This window comes from Ereboglobus luteus, assembly GCF_003096195.1.
Taxonomy (GTDB): Bacteria; Verrucomicrobiota; Verrucomicrobiia; order Opitutales; family Opitutaceae; genus Ereboglobus; species Ereboglobus luteus.
The window spans coordinates 2,939,305-2,957,600 of record NZ_CP023004.1; the positions used below are offsets into that span (position 1 = coordinate 2,939,305).

Here is an 18,296-nt window from a genome sequence, read left to right on the forward strand (position 1 = left end):
CGCCTCTTTGCGGCCATTCCTTCCGGTCGCGACTGCGCCTCACCACTTCCTTCCGCGGTTAAGTTTTTCCCTTTTTCATGCCAAACATCCGCAAACTTTCCGAGCTCACCATCGGCGCGATGGCTGTCGTGCGCGAAATGCCGAAGACCGGCACGGCTTCGCTGCGTCTGCGCGAAATGGGATTGTTACCCGGCGCAAAAATCACGTTCATGCGTGCCGCTCCGCTCGGCGATCCGCTCGAAATAAAAGTGCGCGGTTACAATCTCTCGTTGCGCAAAAGCGAGGCCGAGCTCGTGATTGTGGAGGCGACGGAATGAGAGCGCGTGAGCAAGGAGCGGCGGCGTCCCGCCGCCGAATGGGTGCATCATGCATGCCGGTATTTTTACGCTGCAACCTATTGGATTACACTTTTCAGCGAGGCTTCACCTCGTCCGGCGGCGAGACGCCGCCGCTCCTTGCGCACGCGCGCCTCGAATGACCATGAGTGTTAATCACACCAAATCTTCTCCTCCTTCCGCGCATTCGCGTCCGCTTGTTTACGCGCTCGTGGGCAATCCGAATTGCGGCAAGAGCACGCTGTTCAACGCGCTCACCGGCTTGAAGCAGAAGGTCGGAAACTATCCCGGCGTCACAGTTGAGAAAAAGGTTGGCGCCGCGTATTCGCAGCACGGGCATCCGATCACACTCATCGATTTGCCGGGCGCGTATTCGCTCGCGGCACGCTCGCCCGACGAGGCGGTGACGCGCGACGTGCTTCTTGGCCGCCGCGCCGACACGCCGCAGCCCGACCGGATTTTGTGCGTCGTCGACGCGGCTAACTTGGAGCGAAATCTTTACCTCGTGCACCAGGTGCTCGATCTCGGGCGGCCCGTGATTCTCGTGCTCAACATGATGGATCTCGCGGAGCAGGCGGGGATCAATATTCGCGTGGCGCGCCTGGAAAAACTGCTTGGCATTCCCGTGATCGCCTGCGAGGCGGCCAATGGAAAGGGCATCGTCGATATCAAGCTCGCGATGAGCCGCGCCGATCTGCCGTTGTCGCGCCATGCGTGGGATGTGCCCGCGGCGATCGCGCCGGCGGTCGCGGAGTTGCAATCGTCGCTCGTCGCCAACGACGGCAAGGCGCCGCTCATCGCGCGCGCGGAGGCGTTGCTGCTGCTCACCGACCAGGACGCGATGCGCGTGGCCGGATCGACTCCGCTGAGCGCGCGCACGCACTCGATTCTTGAGCATTGGAAAAAGCGCTGGGACGCCGGGGGGATGGACTGGTCGGGCGCGCTCGTGAACAGCCGCTACGACGCGATCTCCGCGATTTGCGCGGGCATCGTTGAGCAAAAGGAAAACGCGCGCACCGGTCCGTCGCGCAGCGACAAAATCGACGCGGTGGTGACGCATCCGGTGTGGGGCTGGCTCGTGCTCGGCGCGCTCATGACGGTGTTGTTCCTGAGCATCTTCACGTTTGCCGGATATCCGATGGAGCTGATCGAGAGCTGGTTCGACGGGCTGGCGGGCCGGGTGAAGGAATCGATGGCGCCGGGCGATTTGCGCGACTTGATCACCGACGGCGCGATCACGGGCGTGGGCGGCGTGGTGGTGTTTTTGCCGCAGATATTGATTTTGTTTTTCTTCATCGGCCTGCTCGAAAGCACGGGCTACATGGCGCGCGCGGCGTTTATCATGGACCGGGTGATGAGTTTTGTGGGACTGAACGGAAAGGCGTTCATACCGCTGCTCAGCGCGCACGCGTGCGCGATTCCCGGCATCATGGCCGCGCGCACAATCGAGAGCCCGCGCGACCGGCTCGTCACAATTTTGATCGCGCCGTTCATGAGCTGCTCGGCGCGCCTGCCGGTTTATTTCCTGATGATCGCGACAATCGTGCCGGGCGGCGAGGCGTCTCTGGCCATGAAAGTCGGCCTGATGATGCTCATGTATATGCTCGGGCCCGTGGGCGCGTTTGGCTTTGCGTGGCTGTTCAAGCGCACGCTGCTCAAGAGCGAGCCGCCGGTGCTGATCATGGAGCTGCCGCCGTATCGCCTGCCGCGCATTCGCGACGTGCTGCTGCACATGTTCGAGCGCGCGTGGATGTTTTTGAAACGCGCGGGCACGGTGATTCTGGGGATTTCGATCGTGCTGTGGTTTTTGTCGGCGTATCCGAAGATGGATGTGGCGGAAGAAGCGAGCCAGAGACCAGAGGCCAGAGGCCAGACGGAGATGGTGGCGGCGAACGCGGAGGCGGTTGTTGTTACCGAGAATGGCGGAAATGAAAGCGAGCAACTGCGGCATAGTTTCGCGGGCATGGCGGGGCGCGCGATCGAGCCGGTTATCAAGCCGCTCGGTTTCAACTGGGAAATCGGTATCGGGCTGATCGGTTCGCTGGCGGCGCGCGAGATGTTTGTCTCGACGATGAAGGTGGTCTACAACGTGGAGAGCGAGGGCGATGACGACGTGGTGCCGTTGCGCGACGCGCTGGCGAAGGCCACGTGGCCCGACGGACGTCCGCTGTTCACGCCGCTGGTGTGTCTGACGCTGATGATATTTTATGTTTTCGCGATGCAATGCCTGGCGACGCTCGCCGTGGTGAGGCGCGAGACCAACTCGCTTCGCTGGCCGCTGTTCCAGCTCGGTTACATGACAGGCACCGCGTGGGTGGTGTGTTTCACGGTTTACCAAGTGGGAACGCTGCTCGGATTTTAACCGCGAATGGACGCGAATGAACACGAATAAAAACAGGAGACGGCGCTCGCAAGGTAGCACAGACATTCTTGTCTGTGCTGAGCGGCGCACGATTCACGGCACAGACAGGAATGTCTGTGCTACCTTGCCATGAACGCGACATTTCAGACCGTGACGGCGTTGGTGATCGTCGGGATCGCCGCGACATGGCTTGTGTGGCGTGCGTGGAGCAAGCGCAAGAAACCCGGCTGCGGCGACAACTGCGCGTGCCCGGCGGACGAGTTTAAGAAGAGGCTCAAACGATAGGGCGGAGCCTCCATCAAAGGCGCTGGGTGTTTTGTGAACGGGAATGACGGCTTGCATCGGGCGGGTTGTGATTTTTTATCAGCGAGTCTTGAAAACGATCGACCGGCATATTTTGCGCGAATGGTTGGGCTTCCTGCTCATCGTGGTGTTGGCCACGCTGGGGATGTTGCTCGTCCAGTGCATGATTCAGGACTTCGGCGATTTGCGAAACAAGGGTGCGAATGTCGTGGACATGGGGCAGTATTTCGCGGTCAGGGTGCCGAGTTTTTTGTCATTTGTGCTGCCGATCATCCTGCTCGTGTCGCTGCTGTATGTGCTGGGACGGCTCCATCGCGGAAACGAAATCACGGCGATGCGCGCGGCGGGGCTGAGCTACGGGCAAATAACGCGGAGCATTTGGGTCGTGGGCGTGCTGATGTGCGGCGTGATGTGGTGGCTCAATGCGAGCATCGTGCCCTGGTCGGTGGAGAAATCGCTGACAATGTTGCAGGAACTTGGTTTTCGCAACGAGGCGAAGGCCGCGGCCGACGCGGGTTCGATCGGGGTGACGCGCACGGTGACGTTCGACAACGACCGCGAGGGACGCCTCTGGTTTATGAATCGTTACAGCCGCTACGCGCAGCGCGGTTACGGCGTGACGGTGTCCGAGTTCACCGTGCGGAGACAGGAAAAGCTGCGCATCTACGCAAAGGAGGCCCATCTCGACAAGGAGCTCGGCTGCTGGGTGTTTCACAATGGGCGCGAGACTTTGTTTGATCCCGAAAACGGCGCGGTGACGGGCTCCGCGCCTTTCGACGAGAAGGCGGTTTTATATTACAAGGAGGACCCTGAGTTGATGCTGAGTTTCGACGTGAAACCGAAGGACCTGTCGTTTTTCCGGCTCAGGCAGATCATGGATTATTTCGAGGTGCTGGAGAGCCCGAAGCTCAAGATTTACGCGATGCGCTACTACGGGATTCTGGCGGGAACATTTGCGCCGCTGATTGTGATTTTGATCGCGATCCCTTTTGCCATCACTGGCGTGCGCGTGAACCCGGCGGTCGGCGTGTCGAAATCGCTCGGTTTGTTTGCGATTTATTTTGCGCTGGAAAAAGTGGCCGAGTCGATGGGGTCGCAGGGCATATTGTCGCCTGTTGTCGCTGCATGCCTGCCGGGCGCTGCGTTGCTGCTCATCGGCGGTTGGTTTTACGCGCGGATGCGCTGATGTGATAAACCGCGTTGAGGGGATGCCGGAGAAACAGTCTGTTTTCAGTTTTTAAACGCGACTGATTTCATAGGGCGTGCAGCCTATTGGGAGCCACTGAAGCGAATGACATTTGGGGCAATATCCGTGGCGTTATGGACAACGGTTTTTTGCCTGATAATGCTGTTTGCGTGTTCGCTCGGGTGGTGAAATGTCTCTGGCTCGGGATAAAAAAATCGGACGAAGCCGACTGCTTCGTCCGATGGAAGAGGGTGAATTAACGGGATGCTTACTTTTCCTCGACGAGTTTTGAGAACGCGAGTTTTGCCGTGCCGATCAGGCCGGAGGGCAGGGGGCCGTGAGCCCAGTGAATCGAGTTGGCCGGCTTGGTCTTCTTGGGATCGGGAAAGTGGACGTCCATTGTGTTCGCCCAGGTGAGGCGCTCGGATTCCGGCAGGGTGGCGTCATGCAGGCAGCGGTTCACCCATGTGTTGGCCACGGCGATTTGCAGGGTGTTTTTGCCGGGGCGCACGGCGTCGGTGATGTCGAGCCGGTAGGGCGGGCGCCAGAGCGTGCCGGCGAGTTTTCCGTTCACCGTGACTTGCGCGACTTCGCAGACTTGGTCGATTTCAAGATACACTCGCTGGCCCGCGGCGGTTTCGTTTTTGTCGAGCGTGATCTCCTTCACATACGTCGCGACGCCGGAGTAGTGCTTGATTCCGGGCTCTTTTGACTCCGTCCACGAGGTGAGTGTGTCGAAGCGTTGCGGTCCGGCGGGCGCGCCCCATTTGGCGTCGAATGTAACTGTCCACGGGCCGGCGAGCGTTTTGGGCGCGGGGATTTTTTCGGCTGCGAGCGAGCGTGTTTGGCCGTCGGTTTTCTTGATTTCAACTTTTCCGGGCGTGAAAAATTCCGCGCCCATTTTGCCCTTGGTTGTCACGTAGAGGCGCGGCGATTTTTGCTTCGATTCTGAATTGTCGCATTCGGGGGACGGTGTTTGGGCGCGCGCGTCGGAGGCGATTTTTTTGGCGTCGAATGTCGTGTCATGCACGGAGAATCCCGCCACCTTGCCCTTGAACGAACCTTGGAGGCTCGCGGGCGGGTGGACAACGCGGCCGGAGGCGGAGCCGGTGGCGATTTGTTTGCCGTTGAGGTAGAGCGTGGGGACGTTGTTTTTGTAGGCGAGGGCGATGCGCGCGTTTTCGGGCACGGGGTTGTTCCAGACGAGCACGCTGTTGCGGAAACTGGTGCCGTGCTCGAACACGGCGATGGAATTGCGGCCCACGCTCAGGCCGGCGCAGGCATGGTTTTTGTCGCCGACTTTTTTGTGCATTTCCTCGGGGATGAGGACGACGTTTTCTTTTGCCAGCGATACGATGCCCTTGGTGCTTTGCGCGGTGACGGGGCGGTCGGCGGCGGGCGTGACGGTTATGAAAACAGTGAAATCTTTCGTGATGATTTTGTTGTCAACCGGAAGCGGTGGCACGACGGGGAACACCGGCTGGCCGTTCACGGTCACGCTCGACGCGGTTTGCGAGCGCGGCGCGTTTTTGCCGCCGAACACAACAAAGACGCCTTCGAGGGGCGCGAGCGAGAGGGGGATGCGCGTGCGGCCATCGGCTTCGTCGAGCACGGGCGCGGGTGTGATCTCGCCGGTTTCGGGGTGCCAGATCGAGACGGTTTTGCCGGTGACGTCGAAGGACATGATTCCCGAGCGCGGCGCGGCGGAATCCTTGTTGGCGACGTGGAACCATTCGGAGCCGTCGATGTGCTCGCGGTGGGTCCAGGCGATGTCGTTGGGATCGGACAAATCATTGAGCCTGCATGTGAACAGTTCGCGGAGGCCGAGGGCGGCGATGGCCTCGTCGGGCGTGTGGCCGGCATAGAACACGCCCTTGCCGATTTTGCGAGCGGACTTGGAGCCGTCGCCGAAAAGTTCCGCGACGAGTTTTCGCCAGCTGGCGTCGGCTTTCGCGCCGCCGCGCAGGGTCGGGTTGAAGGAGGGCTTTTTTTCGGCGGATACGCGCGCGCCCGCCTCGACGAGAGCTTTTAGTTTTTCGAGTGTTTCGGGGAGCAGCGTGGTGTCCTTGGAGACGACCATGAGCTCGTAGTTCATGCGGCCGGGGCTGACGAGGCGTCCGTTTTCAACGCGGAGAAAGTTGCGCACGGCGTCGCCGTCGGCGATGTCGTATTGCTGGCTGGATCGGAGCGGAAGGTAGGCGCTTCCCGAGGGGATTTGGTCGCTGTAAAAGTAGAGGACGCGGTTGGCGGGCTTGCCTTGCTGGAGCATGTATTGCGTGCGCGAGATGTAGGTGAACCACGGCTTGGAAAACGGCCACCAGGTGAGCTTGCGATTTTGGGCGGTGCCGTAGGGATTCATTTGCCAGCCGGGGGAGCGTTCGTCGGGCTGATGCGCGAAGGTGTGAAAAACGAGGAGGTTCGCGCCGTCGAAAAAGCTGCTGTCCACCGTTCCCTTGAGGCTCCAGGGGGAATGCGCCCAGTTGCCGCGCCTTCCGGTGATCGTCTCGATGGCGACGTGGCGCTTGCCATAAAAATGCGAGGCGCTGGCGGCCTCGGCGCGCCGCGATATCTGTGTGGCGCCTGCGCCGCCGAACCCGAGGCCGGAGCCGGAACCGGCGATGGCGCCGGAGATGCGAATGCCGTCGATGAGGCCCGGCGCGGCGCGTGGCGGCTGCCAGAGGGTTCCCATCGGGACGTCTGAGGCGCGGTAGCCGCCGAGCGGGTTGCGCGCGAAGCTCTCAACGAGGTCCTGCGCCTCGTAACGCAGGCCGGCGGCGTGGATGCGCGCGGCCATTGTCTCGTAGAAGTTTTTTGCGATGAGGGCGGCGAAGGTTTGGCGGAGGTCGCGAAGGAAGTTTTCCGTCGCGGTGATATTTTCAATGCACTCGCCTGCGTAAACGGCCAGCCACGGCAGGATGTCGTAGCCGTTTTGCTCGCGGAAATAGCGCTCGAAATTTTGCGTCCAGTTTTGGTGCCCCGCCTCCCATGAGTCGGTTTCGATGACTGAAAATGTTTTCCCTGCGAGCGGGCCGGCGGCATCGAGCATTTTTTTCGGATAACCGTCGAAGTGCTGGTTGACGAAGGCGGGCTCGAACTTGTCCACCTCGAGGCCGCGGCCCTCGGCGGTCGCGGGATAAGTGGTCTTGCCCGTGGTGGTGTAGCCGACGCGCATGACAACCCACTCGCCGTCGGGCACGCGCCAGCGGAGGGCGCCGTCGGTGACGCTGGCGGTGAGGTTGTGAATTTCACCAAGACGAAGGGCTCGCGCGGACGGGACGGCCTTGGAGGGCGCCGCGCCCTCGGGGCCGGGACCGCGGTCGCTGGCGGCGCCCGACATGAACTTGAATCGCGTGACGGGCGACGGCCCCTCGGGACCCTTCGCGGGCCAGGCGAGCACGGCGATGTCGCGGACGAAGTCGAGTTTGCGGTCGAGCTCGGGCAGCGCGATGGACTGCTCCGCGCCGTTGCCCGTAACGCGAAGGGTCTTGAACGTGAGCTCCTTCATTGATTGTTCGGGAGATATCCACGGGCCGCCGGCCTCGGACCAGCCGTCGCAATTATGAATGCCGATTTCGATGCCGTATTTCGCGGCGGTTTCGGTGGCGAAGCGAAAGAGGTCAAACCACTCGGGCGAGGCGAATGCGACCGGCGCGGGATTTTTGTCGCGATTGCCGATGGAGAAAACCTGCGCCTGCCCGATGCCCTTGTCGGCCATCTCGCGCAAGTCGGCCTCGATGCCCGCGCGGGAAACATTGCCGTTGAGCCAGTGCCACCAGGTTTGCGGACGCGCCCAGCCCGTGGGCGACGCGAAGGCCGCGGCGTCGAGCGTGTGTTCGGACTGGTCGGGATTGTGGCTGGTGTATTTGAGGAAGTCCTCATCCGCGTTTGCGGCGTGAGCGAGCGTTCCGGCGAGCAACAGGCTGGCGGTGATTGATGGGATCAGTGCGCGGAGTTTCATTGGGTGTCGGGTGTTTTTTTATTGGGTGTTGATGCGAAAATGGGGATGTGGCGGATCAAATCAGAGGGCGTGATGATAAGGGAAAGGGAGCGTCCAATTGAGGCTGGAGAGGGAAGGGGATGGGCGAAACGCGAGGCGGAAATCTTACTGAACGGGGAGGAAAAGGTATGCGTTGAAGGAGTCGGATGGTTAGGGAAATGAGGTGTATTTATGATGCAAGTCGGTCATATAATTTTAAGGAAAGTCCTTATTCTCAAATGACCGTCAAGCCCTTTCAGGAATTTTCAATTCATTCGCACATTTGAAATGCGCATTCGGTTGCTGTTGAGAAAACTGGGAGCGGCGGCGGCGATGTCTGAGGGCGAGCCAAAAACAAACGCGGCGGCTCCTGAGTGAAGCCGCCGCGCTGTGAGTTATTCGACAAAAATCAGAATGCGTGGCGGTAGCCGAGGCTGATGGACCAGGGTTTTTGATATCCGCTGCCGGTGGCGAACTCGTAGTCGAAGTAGAGCTGGCCGGCGACGGTAGGACGCCAGATCAGGCCCGCGCCCGCTTCCACACGGCTGCCATCCACATTGGGGCGCCAAGGGGTGCTGTCGCCAACACGGATTTTGCCGCCGGTGCTGCGTTCCCCAGCCGCGCCGGCGCGGCCTGCGATCTCCATGCGGCCGGTGTTTAGCTTCCACCCGCGTCCGATGCGCAGTGTGGCGCGCAGGCGGGAGATGGTCATGTCGCTGCCGTCAACATTGAGATTGTTTGCGCCCTTGGTGTGGTAATCGTCGCGCATGAGCCGGACGTAGGAAACTTGGGCCAGGGACTCGGCAAACCAGCCCGCCTCGGGGTTTTCGCCGAGTGCGATACGCTTGCCGAACTCAAACGAGAGACCGATGGCGTTGTCGTTGTAGTCGCCCTTGGTGCGGTTGCCGCTTTGGTCGGCGGAGCTGAAGTCGTTGTCGAAGCGGGCTCCGGCGAGGGTTGCGTTGGCGAACCAGCCGGTGTCGTTCAACCACGCGGCGTAGGCACCGAGGCTGAGTTGGTCGCTGGTGCCGTCGGCGGTGCCGGTGCCGGCGCGCGGATCGAAGTCTTGCGTGGCGTGACCGTAGCCGAAATAGACGCCGACTGCGAGCCGTGCCGAGGGAATTGCGAAGGTCTTGTCCGCGCCAAATTCAAAGCCGTAAAGATCCATGTCAAACGGGCGCATGTTGGTGCTGGCGTTCAGCCTGGAGCTTTCGGCGCGGGCTCGCAACCACACCGAGTAATTGCCGGCGGGTGTGTTTTCGGGCATGCGCATTTCGCCAAGGCGGCGCGAGAGGTTGTCCTGCGAGGCGAACCACATGAGGCTTTGCGAGCCGGGAACACCCGCAATTGGGTTATAAACGCCAGCCGCGCCGTTGGCGACGAGGCTGATCGTGCCGGGGGCGGTTTGGACTGCGGCGTAGTTGGTGCCCTCGAAGTCGAGGCCGCCGGTGAATGTGGCCGTGTTGCGCCCCGAGATCGTGGCGACGACGGTCGCGGGGCTTTCGATGGTCGGCGCGGTGGCTCCGTCAGCGGCGCGAATGATGAACCGGTGGGTGCCCTCGGCGTTGCCGTTGACGATGAGGCGGTCGCTCACGCCGGTGCCGGGGTCGGCGCTCATGCGGATGGTGCCGTTGCCGGAGAGTCCTTTGACCGTGGCGGTGCGGTAGATGTCGGGCGCGACTTGGGGGCCGAAGTCGAACACGCCGTTGTTGGCCAGGGCACTGTAGTTGTGCATGGCGGTGCCGCTGAGCCGAATCGTGCCGGAGACGATGTTGAGCGTGCCGCTGAAGGTGTTCTGACCGCTGAGGATGAGCGTGCCCGCGCCTTTCTTGGTGAGCGATTTTTTGTCCCATGCGGGGTCGGTTTCGCCAACGCGATCGGTGAGAGGCGTGTCCACTTCGAAGGTTTGGCCCGCCTCAAGGGTGAAGGTGCCGTGCGCGCCTGTGAGCGAATTCCATGCGAGTCGGTAGCCGGCGTAGTAGGAGGCGGAGCCGTCGTTGTTGGCCTTGGCCTGGCCGCCGATGGAGAGGTAGTCGGGGAGGGCGGAGCCGTTAACGCCGGTGACGGTGGTGAAGCCGCCGCCGATGGTGCCGGATGTGGCGTGGAGGATGAGGATTCCAAGATCGGAGAGTTCGCTGGCTTTGGCGACCGGCGCGTAACTGAAGGAGGCTCCGTCGAGTGCAAGCGTGCCCGACAGCGACGCGCTTTCGGCGGTGATGTAGGCGGTGGAGCGCGAGGCCGAGGCGGCCACGCTCAGGACAGAATTCATGCCCTGCCTATACTGGCCGCCGACCACCACCGTGCCCGTCGAGGCGATGTTGAGCACGGCCGTGCCGGCATTGCCAACGATGGCATTGCCATTTTTGAGGGAGAGCAGGCCGGCGATGTCGAGTGTGCCGTTTCCGGTGGTATTGCGTCCCATGCTGAGGGCGGCAGTGTCGCCGCCCGTTGCGCTGGCGATGACCACGCCACCTGCTTCAATGAGCATGTATCCGGTGCCGGAGTGTCCGATAATGAGGTTGCCGTCGGTTGCGCTGTTTGAGCGGATGCCGGTGTCGAGATGCCCCCGGATAATGGCGGTGCCGCTGGAGTTTTCATTCAGGCCGACAACGAAATAATTGCCGACGTGGGTGGTGGAGACGAGGATCGTGCCGGTATTCTCAATGACGAGGTTGCCGATTGAGCCTTCGTTTTTGCCAATCACATTGTTGTTGACGCCAGAGATTAACCATAGGCCGGCAACAGTGCTGTTGCCTTCGGCCCCGGCTTCACGGCCGAGCTCAAAGGCGCCGCTCCTGACGGTGCCGGTCGCACCGATGTCGAAAGTGCCGACTCCACGGTAGCCGACGGGTTGGTAATAGGTGCCGCCGCCGCCGCTCTCATAATAACCGTCAATGGTGACGGAGCCCGAGGAGCCAACCTGATTGGCGATGTAGAGGCATTGGTCGTCAAGGATGAGCGAGCCTCCCTGACCGACTTGGATATTGCCGGTGCCGCTGTAACCGACGGATATGCCCCGGGTGCTTTGCCAGAGGCCGCCGTTCCGAATGATGAGGTGTCCGGTGACGCCGGCATCGTAACCGATGTTGTTGCCGGCTCCGGCGCTGACAGTTCCCCCATTGAGAATTTCAAGCGTGCCGTTGCCACTGTTGCCAATATACAAGGGACTCGTTGCGATATTGTAGTGGCCGGCGACGTTGACCGTGCCGGAGGATCCGGCTGCATAACCAATGAAGCCCGTGCCGCCGACGGTGACGGTGCCGGTGTCCTTGATGTCGAGCACGCCGGTGCTGTCGGCGCCGTAGCCGACACGGAGGTCGTTTCTGACATTCCAGTGGCCCGCGACATCGGCGTGGCCGGTGGAGTCGGCATTCCATGCGATGCCCGCGGCGGCGTTATTGACCTCACCGCCCCCGATGATGTTGAGATAGCCGGCGCCGCTCATGCCGACGGCGAGGTTGCCGTCAAAGTTGAGCAGTCCCGCGACATTGACCGTTCCGCTGGATCCGACGGCGTTGCCGATGAGGCCATTGTCGCCGATGGCAACGGTGCCGCTGGAGGTGATGTCGAGGAGGTTGCCGGTGGAGCCGGCGTTTTGCCCGAGATAGAGATGGGAGCCAGCCTTGGCGAGGCCGGCGACGGTGAGGGTGCCGGTGGCATCGTAGCCAATGGTCAGGTAGCCGGTGGTGTCGAGGACGCCGTCATTCCCGATGGTGGCTTCGCCTTGGGCGCCGCTGTAAACGCCGATGTAAGTGTTGCCGTTGCCGGTGAGGGTGCCGTCAATGAGCGCCGTGCCCGAACCGTAGGCGCCGATGTGGATGTGGCCGGCCGAGCTGGCGGTGCCGCCGGTTTCAACAATGAGTGTGCCGGAGGTTGCCGTCTCGCCGGCGGCGCCGCCGCCGATGCGAAAATAGCCGGACGTTTGTTTGAAGAGACCTCCAGTTTCGACGTGAAGAAGGCCGGCGCCGTCGGCGGAGGAGCCGACGGCAGTATGACTGCGTTGGTTGACAACACCGCCGTTTGCGACGACGAGCGCGCCGTTGAGCGTGCCGCCGATTTGAAGCAAGCCGCTGTTTGTCAGCACGCCCGCGACGCGAACCGTGGGGGCCGCGCCTTCGATTAGCACTTCCGTGGCGGTCATGGTGCCGGTGGTGGAGACTTCGAGCGCGCCGTTTTTGACAAGGGCCGCACCGTCAAAAGTGGCATTGCCGCCGAGGACGAGGGTGCCAAGACCGCTTTTGTTGAAGCCGGGGGTTTTAATGGCGGTGTTGATGGTGGCGATGTCCGTGGCGGAGACTACTTTTATTTCGGCAGCGCTCAAGGAGGTCAGCGTGCCGGTGCCATTCAGGGTATAATCAACACTGGTGATGTCACCGAACTGGAGGGCGTAAACAGTGTGCAGTCCGGTGACGTTCACAATGCCCGTGCCGGTGTCGAAAATAGCGAAGGCGCCGTCGCTCCACACGTCGGAGGCGTTGCCGCGTTTCCATGTGGTGCTGGTGGTGTCCCAATCGCCGTTGCCTCCCTGCCAGAGAAGGCGGTCAACGCTGGCGTCGCCAATGAAGATCTTTATGGCATTGGGGGTGGAGCCGAGGTCGAATTGGATATTGTAGTCGTCCACGGAGAAGTCACCGCCGGCGATATCCCAGCCCAGAAGGTTGTCCGTGCCGGATATGGCATAATAGTTGGCGATGGTGTAGAGGCCGATGGTGGAGTCGATGTTCAGGCCGTCACGGTCGAGAATAAAGGTGCCGTCGCCGTCAAAGATGAGGGTGCCGGAGCTGGCGACGCTGAGGGCGTGGGTGCCGGTGAGCGAGTAGCGCCAGATGGCGCCGTCGGCGAACGTGACGCTGTCGTTGATTGTCAGGGCGGCCTCGCGCATGTCGAGCGCGCCACCGGAGGCGATGGCGAGGGTGTTGATTGTGGCGTCGGCCGCGGAGGAGCGGATGCTGCCGCCGTTCTCCACGTAAACTTGGTTGAGTTTTGCGCCGACGCTGGTGTTGGGATCGGCGGCGAGGACGAGGGCTCCTTTTTGCACGGCGATTGTGCCGGTGAAGGCGGTGCTGTCGGCGGTGAGCGCGAGGCTGCCGGAGCCGGTTTTGACAAATTTGCCGTCGATGGTGCCGGCGAGGGCGTTGGTGGCGGTGATGGTGAAGCCGTTGGTGTCGAAGGCGAGCGTGCCGTCATTCAGGTTGAGGTCGGCGAAGTTCACGAAGAAGTCATCCGTGCTGGCCGCGGCTCGCAGCGTGCCACCGTTGATGATGAGGGTGGATGCGCCGGCGCCGCGGGCGAGCTGCGTGGTTTGGAGAACGCCGCCGTTGAGGGCGAGCGTGCCGCTGCCAGTGGTGGCGTTGTAGCCGATGATTGTGGTGCCGCCGACGATGACCGTGCCGCCGGATTGGAGATCGAGCGTGCCGGCGCCGTTGTTGCCGATGGCGAGGTTGCCGGTGATGCCCCAGAGGCCGGAGACGGTGGCAGTGCCGGAGGAGCCAGCTGCATTGCCGATGAAGCCAATGCCGCCGGTTTTGACCGTGCCGGTGGTGGCAATGTCAAGATAGCCGGTGCCGTTGTTGCCAACGTAGAGATTGCCGATATTTTCAAATCTGCCTGCGACGGAAACGGTGCCGCTGGAGCCAACGGCGTTTCCTATGTGGCCGCTGCTGCCGACGGTGACCGTGCCGGTGTTTTTGATATCGAGGAGGTTGCCGGTGGCGTTGGCGTTGTAGCCGACGTAGAGGTTGGTGCCGACCTTGGCGAGACCCTTGACAATGAGCGTGCCGGAGGATGTTGCGTTGTAACCGATAGTGAGGAGACCGGCGCCACTGAATGTGCCGGTTTGCCCAATGGTGGCAACGCCCTGGCTCCCGGCGTAAACGCCAACGTAGGAACTGGCGCCGCCGCGGAGGTAACCGTCGATGAGGGCGGTGCCGGAGCCATAGGCCCCGATGTGTATGTTGTTGGTGATGTCAACGGTGCCGCCATTTTGGATGATGAGCGTGCCGGAGGTGGTGGTGTCGCCGACGGCTCCGCCACCGACGCGAAAGTAACTGCCGGTTTGATAGAATGCACCGCCGTTTTCAACGAGTAGGAGGCCGGAGCCGGCGCGTCCAATGTAGGTTTCGACAGCCTGGTTGACGACACCGCCGTTGGCGACGACGAGCGCGCCCGAGCCTTCCTTGCCGATGTTCAAGATGCCGGTGTTCGTCAGGACGCCGGCGACGCGGAGGGTCGCGGTATCGGCCGCATCCGGTGCGATTTCCACAATGTCGGCGTTCAGGGCGCCGGCGCCGGCGATTTCGAGCGTGCCGCCCCGGATGACGGTTGTGCCGGTGGGGGCGACGTTGCTTCCGAGGATGAGTGCGCCGGGGCCAACCTTGTTGAGGTTTGTGCCGGCGAGGGCGGTGTTGATGGTGGCGGTGGCGCTGGCGACCGTGACGTTGAAGTTGAGCGCGCCGTTGCCGGCAAGAGTGTTGCCGGCGAGGGTGCCGGTGCCGGCGAGGGTATACCCGTTTACATTGAACTGGAGTGCGTCGAATGTGTGAAGTCCGGTGACGTTTACCGTGCCGGAGCCGGAATCGAAGACGCCGAGACCGCCGTAGCCCCATTTGACCGCCGTGCCGGAAATCTTCCATGAGGCGGAGGACGCGTTCCAATCGCCGTCTCCGCCCTGCCAGTCGAGGAAGTTTACGCCGGCGGAGTTGAAATTGAGTTTAATGCTGCTTCCGTCCGAAGTGTCGATGGTGGCATTGTAGGCAACGGTGCCGCCGTTGATGGTCCAGTTTTCGAGATTGTTGATGCCGATGCCGGTGGTGTAGGAACCGAGCGTGTAGGTGCCGGGCATGAGATCGCCGACACCATAGTTGCCGAGGTCGAGGAAGAACGTGCCGTCACCGGCAATGGTAAGATTATTGGCGATGAGCTGTTGTTGGGTTTCGAACGAGTATATCCAGACCGCGCCGTCGTTGAAGGTGAGGTTGCCGGTGGTTGCGAGGGCGTCATTGCGGAGGTCGAGCATGACGCCGTCGAAGATAGTGACGTTGCCGCCGAGCTTCGCGCTGGAATTGCCGCTGGCGAGGATTCCGGAGCGGATGTTGATGGTGCCGGCGTAGGCGGAACTGTCGGCGGTGAGGACGAGGGTGCCGGCGCCGATTTTATTCAGGGTGGCGCCGGATGAGCCGGCGAGGGCGTTGGTGGCGGTGACGGCAAAGGCCTGGGTATCGAGGGTGAGGGAGCCGGCGCCAAGATCGACGACAGGGATGTTGGAGAAAAAGTCATCAGTGCTGGCGGTGGCGCGGATGGTGCCGCCGTTGAAAAGCATGGTGGCGGTGCCGAGGCCGCGCGCAATCTGGCGGGTTTCAAGGACGCCGCCGTTGAGAATGAGCGTGCCTTTGGCGTTGACGTTGGCGGAGGCGAGGCGGACGCGGTCGGCAATAAAAAGGCCGCCGCTTTCGATGGCGAGGCTGCCGGTGCCGGACTGGCCGATGTCGGAGTAGCCGGTGGCGGCGACGAGGGTGCCGGCGATTGTGCCGGTGCCGTGGCCGGTGTAGCCGAGGGAGAATGCGACGTTGTCGGAAGTGGTGGCGGCGGCCACCGCAGTGCCTCCGGTCTCGATGAGAAGCGCGCCCTGGCCACTCCAGCCGATACCAAAATTGGCTTGGGCGGCGTGAGCTCGGGCACCAGTGTCGAGGTAGCCGCCGCTGCGAATGATGACGTCGCCATTGCTGGAGGCACCTGAAACGGCGGAGGCGACGTAGTTGTTGGCGCCACGCTGGATGACGGTGCCGCCGGAGAGAATCTCAAGGGTGCCGGTGCCGGAACTGCCAATGCGAATGTTGGTGGCGACATCAAGCAGTCCTGCGACGGTGACGGTGCCAGAGCCGATGGCGGCGTTTCCGATGTAGAGGTGGTTGCCGATTTTGACAGTGCCGGTTTGCCCAATCTCAAGGGAGCCGGGGCTGTTGTTGCCAACATAGAGGTAGGTGCCTACACCGAAATAGCCGTCAACGATGGCGGTGCCGCCGACGGGGCCAACTGCGGTATTGTTGACGTTGTAGGAGCTGTTGCCGTCGCCAATGATCGAGAAGGTGCCGACGATGACGGTGCCGCTTTGTCCGATTTCGAGGTGACCGTGGCCGGAGCGTCCGACCTTGAGGTTGCCGGAATCGAGCAGGACGCCGTTTACGATGGCGGTGCCGGAGGAGTTGCTGACGGCGTTGGTGGAGGAGGCCATGCCGAGGTGACCGACGCCTATTTCCGTGCCGCTGAAAATGACGGTGCCGGTTTCGGTGATTCTCAATATGCCAACACTGGCGGCGTCGCCGACGCTGTCGCTTTGTCCGTTACCAATCCGCATTTGGCCGCTGGTGTTGGTGGCATTGATCACGCCGTTGACGATGACTTCGCCAGTGTGGTTGAGGGCGTTGCCGATGTTGAAGTTGCCGCCGATGTTCCAGATGCCGTCGATGGTGGCGAGGTTGTGGGTGGGGGCGCTGGCGGCGTTGCGACCGAGGAAGGCGTTGGCGGAATTGGTGAGCATGGCGCCCTCGGCAAGGTAAAAGGTGCCTGAGCCGTAACTGCCGACGTAAAAGGTGCTGGCGCGGACAGAGCCGGAGCCGAGAACGGAGAGCGAGCCGGCGCTGCCGGCGGCATCACCAATGGAAAGGTTGCCGGTGGTGTTATTCCATGTGCCCGAAACAATGACTGCGGCATTGTCGCCCGCAGCGAGGCCGATGTTGGTGCTGTTAATCGTGGCGGTGTTGACGACGAAGAGGGTGCCGCCGGCGAGGTTGATGGTATTGCTGGCGGCGAGCGTGGCGGGTGTGGTGAGCCCGGCGTCGGAATACCAGTTGTCGTCGGTGATGGCTCCGGTGCCGCCGCCCCAATAAACATCGGCGGCGCTGACGGATTGCTGGGGCAGGGCGATCGCAAGGAGTGTCGCTAGGCTGAATGCAATGGATTGGAGGCGTTTCATAAGGGTTTGCTGTTTCATTTGGTTAGTTGATGAAATGGGTTTGCCTTGGCGAAAGGCTGTCTTCGGGGAGGGGGCGTTGGGCTGGACGCCAAAGTAATGTAACTATTTTATTAAAAGCAAAGGACAATTGGATTGGTCAATTTTTTAAGCGAGGAATGATTATTTCCTCATTTGCGCAAGTTGCGCGCAAATCGTCTGGTTTCACTCGCGACGCCGGGGGATTTTCACTCGAACCCGCAGAGCGAGATGCCCCACGCCTTGGCCTGCGCGACCACGGCTGGCTTGTCGAGCATGATGACGCGGCCCGCCTCGAGCGCGGCGGCGTGCAGGCCGGATTCGCGCATCACTTCGAGCGTGCGCTGTCCAAAAACAGGCACGTCAAACCGGTAGTCCTGGTTGGCCTTGACCGTTTTCACGAAGAGCGTGCCGTCAGTCTTGAATGTTCCCGCGCGGCGCAGCATTTCGTCGGTGCCCTCAAACGCCTCGACCGCGAGCACGGTGCCCTTGCGGACGACGCAGCCCTGGCCGATGTCGAGGCGCGCGGATTCGCGCGCGATGTGGATGCCGTGATCCAGGTATTCGTTGTTGATGGGGAATTTTCCCCCGGTCATGACGCCTGTCGAGGCGAGTTGGTCGTCCAGGAAACAACGGGCGTCGAGCATGCGCACGCCGGCTTTTTCGATTTCGGCGGCGAGGGCGCCAAAAATTGTTTCCGCGTTTCGGCGTTTCAACGAAAAAAGAATTTTGATTGCGAGCAGATCGGGATGCAGTCCGCCGAAAAGGCGCTTGGGCGTGATCTGCCCCGCCATGAGCGCGTAGCCGGCGCCAAACTCGCGCAGCGCGCGCAGGGCCTTGCCCAGTTGCCCGACATAAACCATGCGGCGTTCGGTTTCGGGGAAAGTTGCGTAAAGCTCGGGCGGTGTTTCCTCATGAAACGCAAGCAGCCTGATCGGTATGCCAGCCCGTCGTATCGCATCGGCGACGAGCACGGGGTATCGCCCCTGGCCGGCGATGAGCGTGATGGGTTTGGCGGTGTCGAAATCTTCTGGAAGAAAGCGCGATAACACGATGGGCAAATGCGTAATGCCCGTGCCGCCGCGCTGGCAAGGCTGGAAACGGGTGTGTCTCCCCGATGGGAGGGCGCGATGTGATTCGACTTAAAC

The 18,296-nt window shown here is 61.8% G+C and carries 7 protein-coding genes; 4 read left to right on the forward strand and 3 right to left on the reverse strand.

All coding sequences use genetic code 11. The features are described 5' to 3' along the window. Positions 1-77: 77 nt before the first annotated feature. From CKA38_RS10750 to CKA38_RS10765, 4 genes are all read left to right on the forward strand, one after another. The gene (locus tag CKA38_RS10750; protein ID WP_108825476.1) at positions 78-317 is read left to right on the forward strand and encodes a FeoA family protein; all 240 of its coding nucleotides are present in this window, start codon (positions 78-80) and stop codon (positions 315-317) included. A 163-nt stretch (positions 318-480) separates the two neighbouring features. Beyond that, the gene (feoB, locus tag CKA38_RS10755; protein ID WP_236919002.1) at positions 481-2,697 is read left to right on the forward strand and encodes a ferrous iron transport protein B; all 2,217 of its coding nucleotides are present in this window, start codon (positions 481-483) and stop codon (positions 2,695-2,697) included. Positions 2,698-2,826: 129 nt separating this feature from the next. Next, positions 2,827-2,982 (forward strand): FeoB-associated Cys-rich membrane protein, encoded by a 156-nt coding sequence (locus CKA38_RS10760; RefSeq protein WP_108825478.1) that lies wholly within the window; start codon positions 2,827-2,829, stop codon positions 2,980-2,982. 88 nt (positions 2,983-3,070) lie between these two features. Further along, entirely contained in the window at positions 3,071-4,186 is a 1,116-nt protein-coding gene (locus CKA38_RS10765; protein WP_161554855.1) for an LptF/LptG family permease, read from the forward strand. A 268-nt stretch (positions 4,187-4,454) separates the two neighbouring features. Here the strand turns inward: CKA38_RS10765 and CKA38_RS10770 are convergent, their stop codons facing one another. From CKA38_RS10770 to CKA38_RS10780, 3 genes are all read right to left on the reverse strand, one after another. Then, positions 4,455-8,144, reverse strand: coding sequence for a glycosyl hydrolase (locus CKA38_RS10770; RefSeq protein WP_108825480.1), 3,690 nt, complete (start codon positions 8,142-8,144; stop codon positions 4,455-4,457). Positions 8,145-8,571: 427 nt separating this feature from the next. Then, on the reverse strand, positions 8,572-17,151 hold the full coding sequence (locus CKA38_RS10775) for an autotransporter outer membrane beta-barrel domain-containing protein (RefSeq protein WP_108825481.1): 8,580 nt from the start codon (positions 17,149-17,151) through the stop codon (positions 8,572-8,574). Between the two features lie 206 nt (positions 17,152-17,357). Then, complete coding sequence (locus CKA38_RS10780) at positions 17,358-18,200, reverse strand: LpxI family protein (protein ID WP_108825482.1); 843 nt, start codon at positions 18,198-18,200, stop codon at positions 17,358-17,360. Between the last annotated feature and the right edge of the window lie 96 nt (positions 18,201-18,296).

Excerpts from the sequence above, each read along its gene's own strand:
- feoB (WP_236919002.1), top strand. The coding sequence starts at position 481 with ATGAGTGTTAATCACACCAAATCTTCTCCTCCTTCCGCGCATTCGCGT.
- CKA38_RS10750 (WP_108825476.1), top strand. The coding sequence starts at position 78 with ATGCCAAACATCCGCAAACTTTCCGAGCTCACCATCGGCGCGATGGCT.
- CKA38_RS10760 (WP_108825478.1), top strand. The coding sequence starts at position 2,827 with ATGAACGCGACATTTCAGACCGTGACGGCGTTGGTGATCGTCGGGATC.
- CKA38_RS10775 (WP_108825481.1), bottom strand. The coding sequence starts at position 17,151 with ATGAAACAGCAAACCCTTATGAAACGCCTCCAATCCATTGCATTCAGC.
- CKA38_RS10770 (WP_108825480.1), bottom strand. The coding sequence starts at position 8,144 with ATGAAACTCCGCGCACTGATCCCATCAATCACCGCCAGCCTGTTGCTC.